The 16,817-nt window shown below is 70.3% G+C and carries 16 protein-coding genes; 8 read left to right on the plus strand and 8 right to left on the minus strand.

Going from position 1 to position 16,817, the window contains the following annotated elements:
• Positions 1–151: 151 nt before the first annotated feature.
• The 3 genes from BXA11_RS17330 (at position 152) to BXA11_RS17340 (ending at position 3,094) form a co-directional block, all read left to right on the plus strand.
• Positions 152–1,414 carry a cytochrome P450 family protein gene (locus tag BXA11_RS17330; protein WP_076435707.1) on the plus strand — a complete coding sequence of 421 codons (1,263 nt, stop codon included), beginning with the start codon at positions 152–154 and terminating at the stop codon, positions 1,412–1,414.
• Positions 1,411–2,445, plus strand: a complete 1,035-nt coding sequence (locus BXA11_RS17335; protein WP_076435709.1) for a methyltransferase — start codon at positions 1,411–1,413, stop codon at positions 2,443–2,445. Before BXA11_RS17330 ends, BXA11_RS17335 begins: the two co-directional genes overlap by 4 nt.
• A 142-nt stretch (positions 2,446–2,587) precedes the next feature.
• The gene (locus BXA11_RS17340) at positions 2,588–3,094 is read left to right on the plus strand and encodes a hypothetical protein (protein WP_143734360.1); all 507 of its coding nucleotides are present in this window, start codon (positions 2,588–2,590) and stop codon (positions 3,092–3,094) included.
• A gap of 174 nt (positions 3,095–3,268) precedes the next feature.
• On the opposite strand, the gene BXA11_RS17345 is transcribed toward BXA11_RS17340, so the two are convergent.
• The 4 genes from BXA11_RS17345 to BXA11_RS17360 form a co-directional block, all read right to left on the minus strand.
• Positions 3,269–4,702, minus strand: a complete 1,434-nt coding sequence (locus BXA11_RS17345; RefSeq protein ID WP_143734362.1) for an NAD(P)/FAD-dependent oxidoreductase — start codon at positions 4,700–4,702, stop codon at positions 3,269–3,271.
• An 82-nt stretch (positions 4,703–4,784) separates the two neighbouring features.
• Positions 4,785–5,096: a PqqD family protein gene (locus BXA11_RS43185; protein ID WP_030506646.1), complete on the minus strand. Its 312-nt coding sequence runs from the start codon at positions 5,094–5,096 to the stop codon at positions 4,785–4,787.
• Positions 5,097–5,107: 11 nt separating this feature from the next.
• Positions 5,108–6,568: a StsB family radical SAM/SPASM domain sactipeptide maturase gene (stsB, locus tag BXA11_RS17355; RefSeq protein ID WP_076435963.1), complete on the minus strand. Its 1,461-nt coding sequence runs from the start codon at positions 6,566–6,568 to the stop codon at positions 5,108–5,110.
• 87 nt (positions 6,569–6,655) lie between these two features.
• A complete protein-coding gene (locus tag BXA11_RS17360; protein ID WP_030506644.1) occupies positions 6,656–6,937 on the minus strand; it encodes a StsA-related sactipeptide RiPP in 282 nt (93 codons plus the stop codon).
• A 239-nt stretch (positions 6,938–7,176) separates the two neighbouring features.
• Here BXA11_RS17360 and BXA11_RS17365 point away from each other — a divergent pair, with 239 nt between their 5' ends.
• A complete protein-coding gene (locus BXA11_RS17365) occupies positions 7,177–7,785 on the plus strand; it encodes a ClpP family protease (protein WP_076435715.1) in 609 nt (202 codons plus the stop codon).
• Positions 7,782–8,378: a ClpP family protease gene (locus BXA11_RS17370; protein ID WP_030506642.1), complete on the plus strand. Its 597-nt coding sequence runs from the start codon at positions 7,782–7,784 to the stop codon at positions 8,376–8,378. Before BXA11_RS17365 ends, BXA11_RS17370 begins: the two co-directional genes overlap by 4 nt.
• 3 nt (positions 8,379–8,381) lie before the next feature.
• On the opposite strand, the gene BXA11_RS17375 is transcribed toward BXA11_RS17370, so the two are convergent.
• Together BXA11_RS17375 and BXA11_RS17380 are read right to left on the minus strand one after the other, a co-directional pair.
• Entirely contained in the window at positions 8,382–8,759 is a 378-nt protein-coding gene (locus BXA11_RS17375) for a helix-turn-helix domain-containing protein (protein WP_083744317.1), read from the minus strand.
• A 99-nt stretch (positions 8,760–8,858) separates the two neighbouring features.
• Positions 8,859–9,596, minus strand: coding sequence for a helix-turn-helix domain containing protein (locus BXA11_RS17380; RefSeq protein ID WP_076435717.1), 738 nt, complete (start codon positions 9,594–9,596; stop codon positions 8,859–8,861).
• 271 nt (positions 9,597–9,867) lie between these two features.
• On the opposite strand from BXA11_RS17380, the gene BXA11_RS17385 reads away from it, so the two are divergent.
• The 3 genes from BXA11_RS17385 to BXA11_RS17395 all read left to right on the plus strand — a co-directional run bounded on the left by BXA11_RS17385 (position 9,868) and on the right by BXA11_RS17395 (position 13,859).
• Positions 9,868–10,404, plus strand: coding sequence for an RNA 2'-phosphotransferase (locus BXA11_RS17385; RefSeq protein ID WP_076435719.1), 537 nt, complete (start codon positions 9,868–9,870; stop codon positions 10,402–10,404).
• Between the two features lie 100 nt (positions 10,405–10,504).
• The gene (locus BXA11_RS17390) at positions 10,505–12,622 is read left to right on the plus strand and encodes a TerD family protein (protein ID WP_204053697.1); all 2,118 of its coding nucleotides are present in this window, start codon (positions 10,505–10,507) and stop codon (positions 12,620–12,622) included.
• A gap of 355 nt (positions 12,623–12,977) precedes the next feature.
• On the plus strand, positions 12,978–13,859 hold the full coding sequence (locus tag BXA11_RS17395; protein WP_076435723.1) for a hypothetical protein: 882 nt from the start codon (positions 12,978–12,980) through the stop codon (positions 13,857–13,859).
• Positions 13,860–14,060: 201 nt separating this feature from the next.
• Here BXA11_RS17395 and BXA11_RS17400 read toward each other — a convergent pair whose 3' ends face one another.
• Positions 14,061–14,993, minus strand: a complete 933-nt coding sequence (locus tag BXA11_RS17400; protein ID WP_076435725.1) for an HNH endonuclease — start codon at positions 14,991–14,993, stop codon at positions 14,061–14,063.
• A gap of 228 nt (positions 14,994–15,221) precedes the next feature.
• A complete protein-coding gene (locus tag BXA11_RS17405; protein WP_076435727.1) occupies positions 15,222–16,814 on the minus strand; it encodes a CocE/NonD family hydrolase in 1,593 nt (530 codons plus the stop codon).
• Positions 16,815–16,817 lie beyond the last annotated feature (3 nt).

Genomic DNA, 16,817 nt, shown 5'->3' on the forward strand with positions numbered 1-16,817 from the left:
GAGCGGAGCGGTGGGCCGAGGGACGAGGCCCCCCGCGTGACGACTGAGGAGGGGGCGCGACCGTGCGCACGGGAGCCGCTGACGAGGACCGGGGGGACGACCGGCGGACGGCGTGCCCAGAACCGCCGGCGCGCTCCGTGAGGGGAGGGGCATGACCGCGATCACGCTTGAGCAGCCGTTCGACCCGGCGGCCGCGCGGCATCGTCCGAACCCCCACCCGCTGTTCCATCGCATGCGCAGGCACGCGCCGGTCTATGGGTACGTGAGTCCGGCGAGCGGTCGGGTGCTGTGGTATCTGACGCGGTACGCCGACGTGCAGCGCGTCTTGCTCGACCCGGACGTCGGGCGTCAGCTCGACCGGCTGGCCCCCGACCTCGCCGCGCCGCACCGCCGGGCGGAGAGCCGCGACCCGCTGGCCATGCTGCGGCGCAACGTGTTCCATCTCGACCCGCCCGACCACACGCGCATCCGCCGGCTGATGGCGCCCGCCTTCGGCGTCCGTACGGTGGCGGTGCTGGAGCGGCACGTCAACCGGGTCGCGGGCGAGCTGGTGGACGGCATGGCGGCAGCCGGAGGCGAGGCCGACCTGATCCGGGACCTGGCGCTGCCGCTGCCGATCCTGGTCGTCGCCGAGCTGCTCGGCCTGCCCTTCGAGGACCGCGCCCGGCTGCGGGGGTGGAGCGACGAGATCGTGGGCAGCGGGGACCCGTTACGGGTGCGCCGCGCCGGCATGGAGTTCATGGCGTACGCCAACGAGAGGATCGAAGAGCGGCGGGCGCACCCGGGGGACGACCTGCTGTCCCGGCTCGCCGAGGCGGAGCGGGCGGGCGGGATCAGCCGCATCGAACTGGTCTCCAGCGTGTTCCAGCTGCTGCTCGCCGGGGACGAGACGACGGTCAACCTGATCGGGAACGGCGTGCTGGAGCTGCTGCGGCACCCTCGCCAGCTGGAACGGCTGCGCGCGTGCCCGGAGCTGATCGGCTCGATGGTCGAGGAGGCGCTGCGGTACAACGGCCCCGTCGGGCACTCCCGGCCGCTGTACGCGCTCGCCGACGTCGAGATCGGCGGCGTCGTGATCCCGCGCGGGGACATCGTGGTGCCGGTGCTGCTGGCGGCCAACCGCGATCCCGCGGTCTTTCCCCGGCCGGACCTCTTCGACATCGGCCGCAGCCCGAACCGTCACCTGGGCTTCGGTCACGGCGCCCACTTCTGCCTCGGCGCGGCGCTGGCGCGGCTGCAGGCCGCGGCGGCCATCGGCGCGCTGCTGCGCCGCTTTCCCGGGATCGACCTGGCGGTCGATCCCGCCGGCCTGGAGTGGACGCCCGACCTGTTCCTGCACGGCGTACGCCGCCTGCCCCTGCGGCTGCGCGCTCGCGAGACCACCTGTCGGACGCCGAAAGGAGCCGGCCCATGAGCGACCGACCGCGAGGCCTCGCGGGGTACGCCACCCTGTCCCGGATGGCGTTCGGCTACCAGTCCTCGCAGATCCTCTACGCCGCCGTACGGCTCGGCGTGCCGGACCTGCTGGCCGAGGGGCCCGCGCCGGTGACGCGGCTCGCGGAGTCGACCGGGTCCGACCCGCACGCGCTGGGCCGGTTGCTGCGCGCACTGGCGGTGCTGGGCGTGGTGGAGGAGGGGGAGCCCGGGTGGTTCGGGCTGACCGAGCAGGGGCAGCCGCTGCGCGCGGACCATCCGTGGTCGATGCGCTCCAGCCTCCTGCTGCTCGGCGACCCGGACACCTGGCGGGCATGGGGGGCGCTGACCGACAGCGTGCGGACCGGTGAGGCGGCGTGGGACCACGCGCACGGCAGGCCGCTGTTCGACCACCTCGCCCGCCACCCGGAGCTGTCGGCGGTGTTCAACAGGGCGATGCACGAGGGCACCGAGCGGATCGCGCCCGCGCTCCCCAGGGCGTACGACTTCGGCCGCGCCCACACCGTGGTGGACATCGGCGGCGGGAACGGCGCGCTGCTCGCCGCGGTGCTGGCCGCGACCCCGGGCCTCAAGGGAGTCCTGTTCGACACCGCTGACGGGGTCGCGGGCGCCGCCGAGGAGCTCCGGCGGGCGGGGCTGTCCGACCGGTGCTCCATCGAGGCCGGCGACTTCTTCGAGGCCGTGCCCGAGGGCGACGTGATGCTGGTCAAGGGCGTCCTGCACGACTGGGACGACCGGCGCTGCATCGCCATCCTGCGCAGTTGCCGCAGGTCGATCGCGGCGGACGGCAGGCTGCTCGTGCTGGAGCCGGTGATGCCGTCCGGCCTCGGCACGCCGGAGGCGGCGGGAGCCGTCATGAGCGACATCGCCATGCTCGTCTACACCGGCGGAAGGGAACGCGGCGTGACCGAGTTCCGGGACCTGCTCGCCGCGGCGGGCTTCGACCTGACCGAGGTCACACCGCCGCTGGGGGGATCGGAGATCAGGGCCCTCGTCGCGAAACCTGCCTGAGCGCTGCCCCGAGACCGCGCAGGTGGCTGCAGCGGGCGTGTGATTTTCGGCGGGCGCCTGGTCTCGGAGAACCGGGTTTCCCGCGGGCTATCGCCGCCGCATGCCGTGCGGGATCCCCCGAAAGAGGAATATGCTCCCGATCGTGCGTCGAATCATCGTGAGTCGAATCGCGGTAACGGCAGTGGCCGCACTGACGGCAGCCGGCTGCACATTTGCGCCGGAGCAATCCAAACCACCTTCTGCGGCCGCGTTCACGCGGGAGATGGCGGAGTCGGTCCTCGCGGAAGTCGTCGCTGGAATCGGCAAGAACGGCGTCGCCGATTTCTGCTCCAAATTCGCGCGCAGCACAGGGACATGTGAGACTCTTCTGAAGAATGCCTTGGGGCAGTGCCTGCTGCCTGGAGACAAACCCATCGTGAAGCAATCGGTGCATCTCCCGGCCACGGACACGTACGAAGAGACGTGGCAGTTGGTGGTTCAGGGTAGAACACTCGATGGCCAGAAGTACGTTTCGGATTTTCCGATCGTCCTAGCGGCGGGTGTGCCCAAGGCTGTACTGGGCGTCTACTGGACGGGTCAGGGTTACGGCAGGAATATGGACGACCCCCCGAAGTACACGGTCCCCCCGCAGAACGCCTGCCCTCGGTAACAGTGGCACGCCGCCATGATTCCTCTGGAGCGAATTGGAAAACGTTGATCGGGCGATTCAGGGGCGTGGTCGCCGGCGTGTCCGCGAGTGAGACGCCGCGCCATTCCGGGAGATCGCCACCAAACGGCATACGGCTTCTGCGGCGGAGTGGCGATCACAGTTGGGTGCGGGGGTTCACCCGGTGGCGGCGGCGAGGCGGGTGCGCCGCCATGCGGCCAGGGCCGGGTACTGCCCGATCGCCTCCTCGTCGGTGAGCAAGGGCTCCGGCCGCCCGGTCAGCACCCGGGCGATCTCCGACCTGTCCTTCACGGTGCCGGCGGAGATCAACGTCTGGACACCGAAGAACTCGGCGGCGAGCCGCGGGCTGCTCAGCTTCGCCTGGGCCAGGCGGGTGCGGATTTCCCGTTCGAACGCGTTGGGCTCCCGCCGTGGCGCGCCGTCGCGGCCGGCTCGCTCCACGACGCGGTCCCCGGCCTGCTGCCCGGCCCGCTGGGTGTCCTGCTCGACTGCCATGCGCCAGGACCGCTCCGCCTCCTCCGCGAGGGCGGACTGGAGCCCCGCGAACAGCGACGGCCCCATTCCGTGCCGCGCCAGCTCCTCGCGCAGCCTGAGCGCGCCGAGCGCGGCGACCGACATCCCGTGCGAGTGGATCGGGTTCACCGCGACGGCGGCGTCGCCGACGACCGCGAAACCGGCGGGCAGGCGTGCCCGCTCGAAGAACCGCCTCCTGTTGACGGTGTCGCGATACGGCCGGACGACGCCGAGGGGGGTGGCCTCCGCCATGAGGTCCGCCACGATCGGGTGGCGCAGCGAGCGCGCGAAGGCCGCGTAGCCCTGCTCGTCCGTCGGCGGCTCGCCGCCACGGGTGCCGGTCAGTGTGACGATCCACCGGCCGTCCTCGACGGGGAACAGCGTCGCCCCCCGAGCCGGCCGTCCCTTCTCCGTGCCCGGATGCAGCATGATCGCCGGGATCGTGGCGGCCAGGTCGACGGGCGCCCGGTAGAGGCGCGTCGCGTAGGCCAGCCCCGTGGCGACCGACACCTCCTCGATGTCCGCGGCACCGATCTCGGCGAGCCATCGAGGCGACTGCGACCGGCGTCCCGTCGCGTCGATGACGAGGTCCGCGCGTACGGTCTCGGGCGGGGAGCCCTGCCTGCTTACCGAGACGCCGGTGACCCGGACCTCGTCTCCGGTGAGCCCGAGCGCCCGAGTGTCCTCCCAGACCTCGACGTCGCCGCCGCCGAGCGCACGCCGCCGCACCACCTGGTCCAGCAGTCCGCGGGTGCAGGAGATCAGGTGGGCGCCGGTGTGGAGGCGGCGGAACCAGCCGTCGGCGGAGTAGATGAGGGCGTCGCCGGGAAGATCCCGCAGATGGGCGCCGTCCGCGAGGAGGGCGTCGACCGTTCCGGGCAGCAACGCGTCCAGCGCTCGCGCGCCGCCGGCCACGAGCACGTGACTGTGGTGCGACTGCGGCAGCCCCCGCCGGGGGCGCGGACCGGACGGATAGCGGTCGCCTTCGACCAGGACCACCTCGTCCGCGTGCCCGGCGAGCACGGTGGCGGCGAGCACGCCCGCGAGGCCACCGCCGAGGACGACCGCCCTGGTCATCGGACGAGGCCAGGCGGGCGCGCGCCCGGTGCACACGGCAGGGGCGGACACGGCATCGGCGGACACGGGGCCGGCGGGCGCGTCACGACAGCGATTCCTCCTTGACCGCGGGCTGCTCGGCCGGGACCTCCTCGATGAAGCCCTGCTCGATCATGGTGCCGATGAACTCCTCGACGTCGGCGACGATGCGCCTGCTCATCGCGGAGTTGCTGCCGGCGAACTCGCGGGACAGTTTGAACATGACCGGCTCCCGCTCGCCGTCGCTCGCCACCAGCTTCCATATCCGGGAGCCGGTGTCGTTCAGGCTGTGGAAGTCGCCCGTCTCGGTGTGGTAGAGCGAGACACCCTCCCCGGTCTCCTGCCAGATCACGGCCTCGCTGATCCGCAGTGACACACTGACCTCCTCTATACCGGCGTGATGGGAAGCAACTCGCCGACCCTGACGGTGCCGCGCGAGGGGGGAACGTAGGTCATCCAGTCGTCGAAGACGGGATGGACGTCGCCGCTGACGACCAGTCGGGGTGTCGTCATCTCGCGGTCGTCGGCGGCGAGCTCCGACGGGGTGACACCGGCCTCCAGCCACAGCTGCGTGGCGATGCCGTGCCGCAGGATGCGGCACTGGTGACGGCTGTTGCGCCGCAGGTCCCTCGACTCGGCCATGTGCGCGGCCCGGCATCCGCCGCCGCAGGACGCCTTGATGTAGCACTTCGCGCAGTCGGCGTGGTAGTCGCCGCCGAGCACGGTGCTGGTGCGCATCTGGCGCAGGAGCGGCCCGGCGAAGATCTCCGACAGCGGCTGCCGCCGTATGTTGCCCGCGTGGTGCGCCCGCCCGGTGACGAGCTTGCAGGGATACACGTCGCCCAGCGAGTTGACGTAGATCTCGTTGCCGCCCATCCCGCAGTTCGCCTTCACCGAGCACGGCGTGATCGGCCTCGGGCCGTCCGGCAGCAGCTTGCCCGCGGCCGGAGACGTCCAGGTGATCCGCTGGATCCGCATGTGGTCTTCCCAGCCGAAGTCGTACTCGTCCGTCTCGCCCCGGCCCAGGTCGTTGTGGTACATCAGCCGGATGCTGTGGACCTCGAGGCCCTCGGCGAACTTCGCGAAGTCCTCCAGCTCGTCCACGTTGTCCGAGGTGACGATGTGGTTGATCCGCGGCACCACACCGGCGTCGTTGAGCAGCCGCAGGGCGCGGTAGGTCCGGGCGAAGGAGCCGGCGCCGCGGGTGCGGTCGTGGGTCTCGGCCGTGCCGCCGTCGACGCTCACCGTGACCATGCCGAACAGCTCGGCGAACCGCTTGGCCTGCTCGGGCTTCCTGATCATCGTGGCGTTGGTGACGATGTTCGACGTGAGCCCGCTGTCGTTGGCGTGCTCCACGATCCGGAACAGGTCCTTACGGAGCATGGGCTCGCCGCCGGTGAAGATCATCGTCTTCGCCCCGATGGCGGCGACCTGAGAGACCAGGTCGAGCGACTCGGCGGTGGTGAGCTCCCCGGGAAGGCACTTCTCGGAGGAGGCGTAGCAGTACGGGCAGCGGAGGTTGCATCCGTCGGTGATCGCGTAATACACCTGGCGGAGCGCCGGCTCCCTGATGCTGAGCTTCGGACGGTTCCCGTTGTAGTAGACGATGCAGTTCAGGATGAGCCTGGCGAGGATCCGATCGGTCTCGTCGGTCTCGTCGAGGGGGGCCGGCTCCCCGTCCGCCCAGGGACGGGCCAGGGCCGCCAGGACGGCGAACTCGCGCGCGTCGAGGACGTACCGGCCGCCCACCTGCGGGTTGAGGACCAGGTACTTCCCGTCGTGCACGAAGTAGGTCAGGTCTGCCGGTACGTCGATCAACGAGCGGTTCCGGGCCAGTTTCCCAGGCATCATTCCCCTTTACGCTCTCAGCCGCAGGTGCGGCCCCAGACTCTGTGGGCGACGCGCGGCCGGAGCCGCACCCGCGAACCGTTCTGACTACTCCGCTCCGGACCCGGAGCCCGACCAGGCTCCGCACAGGCACTTGCCCTCGACCGGCGCCACATAGGTGTGGGCCTCCACCTCGGGCCGCGACCACTCGCCACCGGCGCCGGCGTGCGCCAGCACACCGGGGAGCGCGGTGGGGAGCTTGTCCTTGAGCGAGATGAGCAGGGCGACTTCCTCGCGAGTCAAGGTGGCGAACGCCTCCTCGACTTCGGCGGCCAGCGGGCTGTTCAGGATGCCGGCTTCACGCAGAGCTTCCCTCGGATCGAAGGCCATGCCTTCACCTCTCTGTCTGACGGGAATGCGGTGTATGTCGAGTATGTGCTGGTGAGAAGTGGGTGAGACAACCCCACAAACGTGGGCTAGCGGCGATCGGCTCGGTCGTCGGGCGGCCTGGCGCGGCGTCCGGCGCCGGGAGGGCGCCCGCGCTGGCGGCCGGGCGGAGCCGGGCGAACCGGTCTGCCCTCAGCAGACATATCGACTGGTCGCGGGGGTGCGGCGGATACAACTGCGCCATGAGTGTTTCACCGAGCACGAGTTACCGGGATCGGCTGAACGAGAAGCTGTTCCAGCAACGGACCCTGCTGCTGACCGGAGAGGTCGACGACGAGATGGCCGAGCGGGCATGCGCCGAGATGGTGTTGCTCGCCTCGGCGGACCCCGAACGCGACATCGTCCTGTACATCAATTCGCCGGGAGGGTCGGTGCTGGCCGGGCTGGCGATCTACGACACGATGAAGCTGGTGCCCAACGACGTGGTCACCGTCGCCCTGGGGATGGCGGCGAGCATGGGCCAGGTGCTGCTGGCCTCCGGCACGCACGGCAAGCGGGTCAGTCTCGCGCACAGCCGGATCATGATGCACCAGCCGTCGGCCGGCATCGGCGGTACGGCGATCGACATCTCCATCCAGGCCGAGAACCTCAAGTACATGAAGCGGCAGTCCGAGGAGATCCTCGCCGCGGAGACGGGACGCACGATCGAGGAGATCGCCGCCGACAGCGACCGGGACCGCTGGTTCACCCCGGAGCAGGCCCGCGACTACGGGATCATCGACACGATCGTCGACTCCTTCCACACCATCGCGCCGTACGCCGTTCCCAACCGGATGGGGTTCTCGTCATGAGCCAGTACACGATCCCGTACGTGGTCGAGAAGACTCCGGTGGGGGAGCGGTCGTTCGACATCTTCAGCCGGCTGCTCAACGAGCGGATCATCTTCCTCGGCACGGAGATCGACGACGGTGTCGCCAACGTCGTGATGGCACAGCTGCTGCACCTGGAGGCGGAGAGCCCGGACCAGGAGATCAACCTGTACATCAACTCCCCGGGCGGCTCGTCGACCGCGATGCTCGCGATCTACGACACCATGCAGTTCATCCGGGCGAAGGTCGCGACGTACTGCATGGGCCAGGCGGCCTCCGCCGCCGCGGTGCTGTTCGCCGCCGGCGCCCCCGGACGGCGGTTCATGCTCGGCCACTCCCGCGTGTTGCTGCACCAGCCGTCCACGCAGGGGCAGGGCACCATCTCCGACCTGACGCTGCAGGCGGCCGAGGTGATGCGTGTGCGCGCGCAGACCGAGGAGATCCTCAGCCGCCACACCGGGGTGGACGTCGCCCGGCTGCGCGAGGACACCGACCGGGACCGCGTGTTCAGCGCTCGCGAGGCCGTCGAGTACGGCCTGGCCGACGAGCTGATCAACACCCGCGAGCCGTCGTAGCGCTCACGCCGCCAGCAGCTGCGCCTGTGGCGTACCCGACGGCCGGCCGGTCGCGATCCGCCGCGACGCCGTGATCCGCCGGACGGCACGGGTGAGCAGGTGCTCGATCGGCAACCCGAGCGCGTCGCACACCGAATGCAGCATCTCCGAGGACGGCTCTTTCCGGCCGCGCTCGACCTCCGACAGATACTGCTTCGACATGCCCACCGCACGCGCCACGTCATCGAGTGTGCGGTCCTGGTCCAGCCGCTCGTCGCGGAGGATCTCTCCGTACACCGTGCGCAGCAACGGGTCCGAGCCGTCGGGGATCGCCGGGCCGCGCTCCTCGGCGGCCCGGCGCGTCCGGATGTCGATGACCACTGGTCGGCCCGAGACTGCCATGCCTGGAAGTCTGGCACGCCCGGCCCTGCGGCGGACCGTCTGTTCGCGCACAGATGAGCGAACCGGACCGGCATGGCCGGCCCCTCATGCACTCCGGCGTCAAGGGGTGAGCCGGTGGCCGCCCAGGGAGATCTGCGACTCCGGCATCGGGGCGAAGAAGTCGAAGTTGGGCGGCGGGCCGACCCTCCGCTCCAGCGTCTTCACCACGTGCCTGACGTCGTCGTTCGGGCCCGCGAGGTAGAGGGGCTTGCCGTCCCTGCCGAACGTGATGGCCGACTTCTCCTCCCACGCGCCGAGATGCCCGGCCGTCGCGGCGAAGTCCGCCGCCGGCTCGAAGCCGAGATCGCGGGCGTAGTCGACCGCGCCGAAGACGAGGTGCCGCGCCAGGTCGAGCGGAGCCTCCCGCCAGCCGCGCGGGTAGATCCTGAAATACCTGGGCAGGAAGCGGTGCAGCTCCACCTCGCTCATCACGTCGGGGCCGAGGGCGTGCTTGATGCCGAGGCAGTAGACGTCGACGAGATAGGCGCAGACCGACAGCTTGTCCCAGCCGTGCTTGCGCGCCACCACGACGCTCACCGTGCCCGCGGTCTCCTGGCCATCCGGGGCGTCGTCCGCCCAGCCGGTCGTGTCCGGGACGGCCAGTCCCTCGCTCCAGCCCGCGTTGATCCAGCACCCCGCGACTTCGGGTTCGGCGGCCTGCCCGCCCGTCTGCTCGGCCACCGCCCTGATGTACGGCGCGACCGCGGCCGGCGCCATGCCCAGAGCCCGGGCGATCTGCTTGGGGGAGTTGCCCTGTCCGCGGAGCTCGCGGACCTTCTCCAGGATCGAGCTGTCCATAAGGTCCGAAGCCTATCGGCTATTCCTGACGCGCCGGGTCCGGAAGACCTGGCTGCGGTGCCATTCGATGTGGCTCGTGCCGACGGGGTCGAGACCGGTCTGGGGATCGCGTACGGGCGTGCCTGCCAGGGCGAGGACCATCCGCTCGGCCACCGGACGGCACGACCGGCTCGGCGGGAGCGATCTGCTCGTTCGGATCGAGCTCGACCCAGTCCATGACCGGCACCATAGGGTGATCTCGACGGCGAGGCGCCGGGGACTGGAGGAAGGTGTGGACGAACAGCGGCTGGTGCGGGTCTCGAAGTACCTCGCCAAGCACCTGCGGCACCAGCCCGAGCGCATCGGCATCGAACTCGACGCGCACGGCTGGGTGGATATCGACGCGCTGCTGACGGCGGCGGCCTCGCACGGGTTCCCGGTCTCGCGCGCCGAGCTGGACCAGGTGGTCGCCGGCAACGACAAGCGGCGATACGTGATCGAGGGCGATCGCATCCGGGCCAGCCAGGGACACTCGGTGCCCGTCGACCTCGACCTGCCGGTGGTCGAGCCGCCCCCGATCCTCTACCACGGTACGGTCGCCCTTAACACGGAGGCGATCCGCGCGGAGGGGTTGCGGCCGATGGCACGCCATCACGTCCACCTGTCGCCGGACCGGGAGACCGCCACCCGGGTCGGCGCACGCAGAGGGAAGCCGGTCGTGCTCGTGGTCGACGCGGGCGCGATGCATGCGGCGGGGCATCGTTTCCGGGTGAGCGCCAACGGCGTCTGGCTGGTGGACCACGTCCCGCCCGGCTTCATCGAATGGTGACGGAGCAGCAGACGGAGGTCGCGCTGCCGTCGGGAAGTCATCGGCATGCGCTGCTTATTTCAGTGGCGAACAGCACATATCCGCCCTATATCGTGCGTGCGTGGAAGATCTGATCATTGCCCGGCGTCTCCGCGTTCCCGTCGAGGGCGCGGGGGACGAGACCTCCGGCTGGGGTCAGGTGGCCGCCCGCCAGCTCGACGCGGCGCTGCTCAGCGTCGGGTTCACCTGCTCGCCGGCGCTGCTCGACCGCCTGGCCAGGCTGCCCGGTGAGCAGGTGATCGACCTCGGCGTGCGCGTCCTGGCCGCGGTCCGCCGCCTGGTCGGCGACCACGTCGAACACAACGCCTACTTCGTCGACTTCCCGAGAAACGTCCCGGACACCCTGGAGTTCTGGGCGGGGCTGCTGCGCGAGGCCATGCTCGACCCGGTCGCCGCCGCCCGGCTCCGGCCGGGCATCCTCAACCTGCTGGACCTGCCGCGATACGGCAGTTACCAGCACACCTACGCCGACCTGCTGGCGGCGCACGCCGAGCTGGTCCCCCTGGCCGAGGACCGGGTGACGGTGCTGGAGCTGGGCGGAAGCCTGCGGGACGAAGCACGAGACCTCTACCTCTCGCTGGCCGGGTCCGAGGTCCCGCTCGCCGCCGAAGACCTGGCCGCTCTGCGCGCGCTGGCCGCCTTCTGCGCCGACCTGCACGCCGACGACCAGCCCGAGCGCGTTCCGGTGCGCGAGAACCGGGCCGTCATCAACGAAGCACGGCTGGCCGCCGGGCGGCCGCTGCTCGTCGACACCGTGACGGACGTGCTTCGGCTGGCCGCGCTCTGCTCCGACGGCGACGTCACCCTGGCCACCCCCACCCGCCTGCGCTCCTTCCGCCGTGCCGAACGCCGCATCCTGCTGGCCGCCCTGGACGCCGTTCCGGCCGCCAAGCACGGGGACGTGCTCCGCCACCGGGAGCAGTGGAAGCGGCTCGGCGAGCGGCTGCACCCCCACGAGCACCCGCAGTTCCCCCGGGTGGCCCAGGTCTTCGACGTGGCCAGGGGAGTGCGCAAGGCGGCGAGCTTCGGCAGCCGGGTCGAGGCCGCGCTGGCCGCGGGCCGTACCGGAGAGGCCGTGTCGCTGCTGGAGCACACGCCCGGCGCACTGCTGCGCCGCCTCGACCACCTGTTGCGTGCGGGTGGCGGCTCCGCCGTGCTGGAGGCGGCGGAGCGGGCCGCCGCCCAGGCCTCCGGCCGCGTGCTGCTGTCCCTGCGCGAGCACCTGCAGAACCGGCTCGCTCCCGTGGACCGGGTCTTCACCAACCGGCACGGCAGAGCGTGGACGACATCCGACACCCGGGCCCCGCTCGACGAGGAGGCCCTCCACCGGACGCTCGCCATCCTGGACGAGGAAATCGGCCGCCGCCTGCCCGACCCGGGCGAGTTGATCGTCGATCCCGCCGTACTCGACGTGGCGCTGCCCCTGTCAGGCAAGGCCGTCGTGCCCGGGCTCGGGATGCTGCCCCGCGGCTCGCTGTCGCTCGTGGAGGGTGAGCTGCTGCGATTCTTCGTCCACTGGCGGCAGCGCGAGCGGCGCACCGACTACGACCTGTCCGCGCTGATGCTCGACTCCACCTATGACAACCCGACCCACATCTCGTGGACGTCCTACGCCAACGACTTCGCGGCCTACTCGGGCGACCTCACCGAGGCCCCCGACGGGGCGTCGGAGTTCGTCGACGTACGTCTCGCCGGGGCGACCAAGCCGATCATCATTCCGCAGGTCCACATCTACGCGGGGGAGCCGTTCGACGAGGCCGCCGAGGCGTTTTTCGGCTACATGACCAGGGACGCCGCCCAGGAGGGCAGGCCGTTCGAACCGCGCACCGTGCGGATGAAGTCCGACCTGCGTGGATCCGGCCGCATCGCGCTGCCGCTCGTCTTCCTGCGGGGGGACGACGATGCCTGGCGGGTGAAGTGGCTGCACCTCTACCTGTCGGGCCATCCGTCGTTCAACCAGGTGGAGGGCAACCGGATCACCGCGTCGCTGCTCGTACGCTCGATCGTGGAGCGGCACTACCTCAGCGTCGGTTACCTGGTCGGCCTGCTTCGCGCCAGGTCCTCCGCGTCCTCAACGGGCGGGCAGGTCACGTACATCGGGCTTGAGGCGCCCGCCGATCTCCCCGAAGGGGCGCGAATCTACACGTCGGCCACGCTGCACGAGCTGATCCCGGCCTGATATCGTCCTGATCGCAAGGCCATGGGAGGGCTTCCTTCTCACCCTTTGGACCCGGTCTGCCCGTACGGGCGCCGGGCTGGTTCTAGCTCTCCCGCCTTCCTTGCACCCCGGCGGGTGAGGCCATTCGGAGGCTTCCTTCTCCATCCTGGTTCGATTCCAGGTAGGCCCTTAACGGCCTACTGGCGATATTAGCTTCCGAGCCCTCCTCACCCGTCCGGCCGGCGAATGGTCCCTGCAGTAGACAAGCGACAGACCCGCTCCCGTCTCGCAGTCGGCAAATTACGAAGAGTAACGAGACAATAACAGATTGTTATAGTGACCTCATCGTCGATCTCGGCGTGGATACGGTCACGCAGTGGCACTAGCCGAACACGAAGCCCTCGTCCGCCTGTTCTGCGAACGACCCGACCTCGCCGCCGACCTGCTGACTCGATCTCTCAGAGTCCAGCTGCCCGACTACGACTACGCGGGCCTCGAGTCGGCCGATCTCACCGAGGTCACACCCACCGAACGTCGTGCCGACTCGGTCATCGTGTTCCGCCGTAAACGGCCGGAAGCCGACCCCCAGCCCGTTCTCGCTGTAATCGTCGAGGTCCAGCGTCGCCAGGACCCCGGCAAGATGTGGTCCTGGCCGATGTACCTCGTCAGCCTGCGCACCCGGCTCGAATGCCCGGTCATTCTGCTGGTCGTGTGTCCCGAGGCGTCGGTCGCCCGCTGGTGCGCCCGTCCGATCGAACTGGGTCATCCTGGCCTGGTGCTGAAACCACTGGTCGCCGGCCCGAACGAGGTACCCGTCATCACCGACCCCGGGCAGGCGGCCGAGGACATCGAGCTCGCGGTGCTCTCGGCGATTCACCACGCCGCCACGCCGGAGGGCCCCGAGATCCTCAACGCCCTGTTCGCCGCGCTGCACAATCTCGACCGAGACCTGGGGGGTATGTACGCTGACATGGTTCGTGCGGCGCTGCCTCGAGAGGTCTGGGATCACTTGGAGGAGCACTTGAAGAGCGAGACCTACGAGTACCTCAGCGACTGGGCCCGCGAGAACCTTGCCAAGGGCAAGGCGGAGGGACAGTCCGAGGCGATCCTTACGGTTCTGTCGGCCCGGGGCATCGAGGTGTCCGAGGACCTCTCCGAAAAGATCCGGAAATGTCACGACCTCGACCGGCTGGACGCCTGGCTCCGGGCCGCCGCCACAGTCGACTCTTCTGACGCGTTGCTCGATGACATCTCCTGACACCGTCCCGTGACGTGGCCCCCACCGCGGGGGCGTCACGGAATGCCGCCGGGCTGCTCGTCGAGTCCGCAGGCGAAAGGCTCCGCTATGGATGTCGTCCCCTGGCGGTTCGCACCCACGGCCCTCGCGTGAGCCTGCCTTCACGTCGTTCCACGGCGGTTCGCATCCACCGCCTTCACCTGTGCGCCGTGACTTCCTGGCCTACGCGCGGAGGAAGACTTCGTCGAGATGCCATTCGAGGGCCTCGCGGTTCGGCCGGTCGCGAGGGCGGTCGGGGACGGTTATCTCCTGTCCGGCCCGCCGGTAGAACTCCTCGCCGTTGCCGAACTCCTCGCGCAGGCGCGGGCTGACCAGTAATCGGTGCCTGGGGTCGACCGCCAGATAGCCGCGGTCGAAGAGCGTGTGCACGTCCGAGCGGAGCAGGAGCCCGTTGTCCAGCCGGTGCTCGCCTCCCGCGGTGACCGGACGGATGTGCGCCGCCTGCAGGACCGGCCTGATCCGATCGCCGGTGATCGCGCACCTCCGCTCGTACGCGTGCAGCACCACGGCCTGGAACGCTCGCTGGCCCAGCCTGCGGGGCGTCAGCCGAGGGTCGCCGAAGACGGGCCCATGGCGGTGCCACGGCTCGGACAGGTCGACGTGTTCACCGATCCCGGCCCGCTTCAGCAGGTCGTAGAAGTAGCCGGCGGCCGGGTGGGCGGCCAGGTCGTAGCTCTTGCCCTGGACGATGTTCGACGCGAATTCGGGCGGCGGGCCGGCGACGCGGTCCCCGGGATAGAAGAAGACGTCGCGGATGATGACGCAGCCGATGACCGGGTCCTCGCCCGGTTCCATCGGCCGGCTGCGGTACCGCCCGACCTGCCGATGGAGCTCGACCAGGTTCGCGGCGCCGTTGCCCTCACCGAAGAACTCCCAGGCCTCGGAGACGCGGAGGGGCGCGAACCCGCTGAAGAAGCCCCCGCCGACGACGCGGTTGTGCGGGTAGTGGGTCTTGAAGAAGAACGGCTCGCCATGGTCGATTGCGCGGAACTCGCGACCGCTGGAGGGCCGCCAGAAGTTGACCTCGCTCAGGTCCGGACGTCCGGCCAGAAAGCGGTACCAGCTGTCGTCGGTCACCCCGACGTACGCCTTCACGAAAGGTCATTGTGCACGTACGTGATCAACTTTGCCAGAGCGCAGCTGAAGCGTGATCGGGAACCATGACCAGCAGGGTGGCTCCCTGCGCCGTACGGTTCATCGGCGCGGTCGTGCTCTTCGTGCTGGTCCTGTGGCGGCGTCGTTCGAAGGACAGGCGCCCTCCCGTGGGATACGTCCACGGAAGCGGCGGAGTCGCTGATCGCTACCGGACGACTGACGACCGGGTCAGCGGGGGACGATCGGCAGGGTGATGGACGAGTCGGGGAAGACCTTCTGGTGCTGGACGACCAGGTCCGCCTCGGTCGCTCCGCTCCGGCCGGTGCCCGTGTTGCGGTCGAAACGGGGGAAGTTGGAGCTGGAGATCTGCACCCGGACGCGGTGACCGGCCTTGAAGACCTGGCTGGTGGCGACCAGGTCGATGGTGAAGATCCCTGACGGCTCGGTGACGCGGACGATGCCGTCGATCACGCTCATCGCCCGTCCGTCGGGATACACGTCGACGAGTTTCGCCGTCCAGTCTGTCGAGGCGGCCGAGGTCTCCGCGTGCAGGGTCACCGACACCGGGCCGGTGACCTCGACGTCGGAGGTGAGCACCTCGGTCGAGTAGCAGAGCACGTCGGGCCGCCGCTCCAGGTCGCGCTGGTCCTGCGGGCCGACATTGGTGGGGTCGGGCAGCAGGGTCGGGCCGCCGACGGTCGGGACCGGGTCGCGCGGGTCGAAGGTGAAGGTCGCCGGCTCGTACGCCGTGGGCGGCCTGGGCGACAGCAGGCCGTCCGAATGCAAGTAGTAGGAAGTCTCGACGGCGCGGTCCAGCGGCCAGGCCTCCTCGTCCCGCCAGACGTCGTCGCCCATGACGAAGATCTTCACGGCGGGGCCGGTGTCCTCGCCTCGCAGGAACGCGAGCTCCTGTTGCTCCAGCCCGATCGCCTGCCCCGAGGCGGCGGCCCCGAAGAAGAGCCGTCCGGTGCCTGAGGCGCCCGGCGCGAGGTGCGACCAGGGGCCGATGACCAGAGGACCGCCGAGGCGGCGGTGGTTCTCCAGCGTCCCGGCGAGGAACAGGTCGAACCAGCCCGCCACGTGCATGACCGGCACCTCGATGCGGTCGTGGCGCAGGGTCTCCGCTAGCTCCTCCCAGTAGGCGTCGCGTTCGGCGTGCGAGGTCCAGTCGCGCCACCACGGGATGCCGGGGATGTCGCCGACCGGCAGGGTGCGCGCCACGGCGTCCTGGTCGCCCATGACGGGAAGAATCGCGGCGAAGCCCGCGCCGACGTCCTCGCCCGCCTCGGCGGCGTGCAGCAGGCCGAGCATCGTCTGAAAGGCACCCCAGTTGAGGGCCGAGCCCAGCGCGAAGGCCCCGCCGTGATACTTGAGGCCGTCGTGGAAGTCGTGCGGCGTCATCGAGGCGACGACGGCCTTGAGCCCCGGCGGGCGGGTCGCCGCCGCCTGGAGCGCGCATCCGGCGAGGTAGGACATGCCGCTCATGACGACCTCGCCGTTCGACCAGGGTTGCGCGGTGATCCAGGTGATCGTGTCGTGGCCGTCGGCGCCCTCGTCCGCCCACGGCCGGAACTCGCCGTCGCTGCTCCCGCGTCCCCGGCAGTGCTGCAGCACCACCGCGAACCCGGCGCGCAGCGCGGGCGTCACCGGGGCCGTCCGGAACGAGTCCTCGCCGTACGGTGTGCGCATGAGCAGCGCGGGGAACGGGCCGCCGTCGGCCGGCCGGTGGACGGAGCCGCGCAGGAGCGTGCCGTCCCGCATCGGCATCGGCACGTCGTGCTCGACGGCGACCGGAAGCGGGGAGCGGTCGAGCTTCGGCATGCG

This window comes from Microbispora rosea (assembly GCF_900156315.1).
In the GTDB taxonomy this organism is placed as follows: domain Bacteria; phylum Actinomycetota; class Actinomycetes; order Streptosporangiales; family Streptosporangiaceae; genus Microbispora; species Microbispora rosea.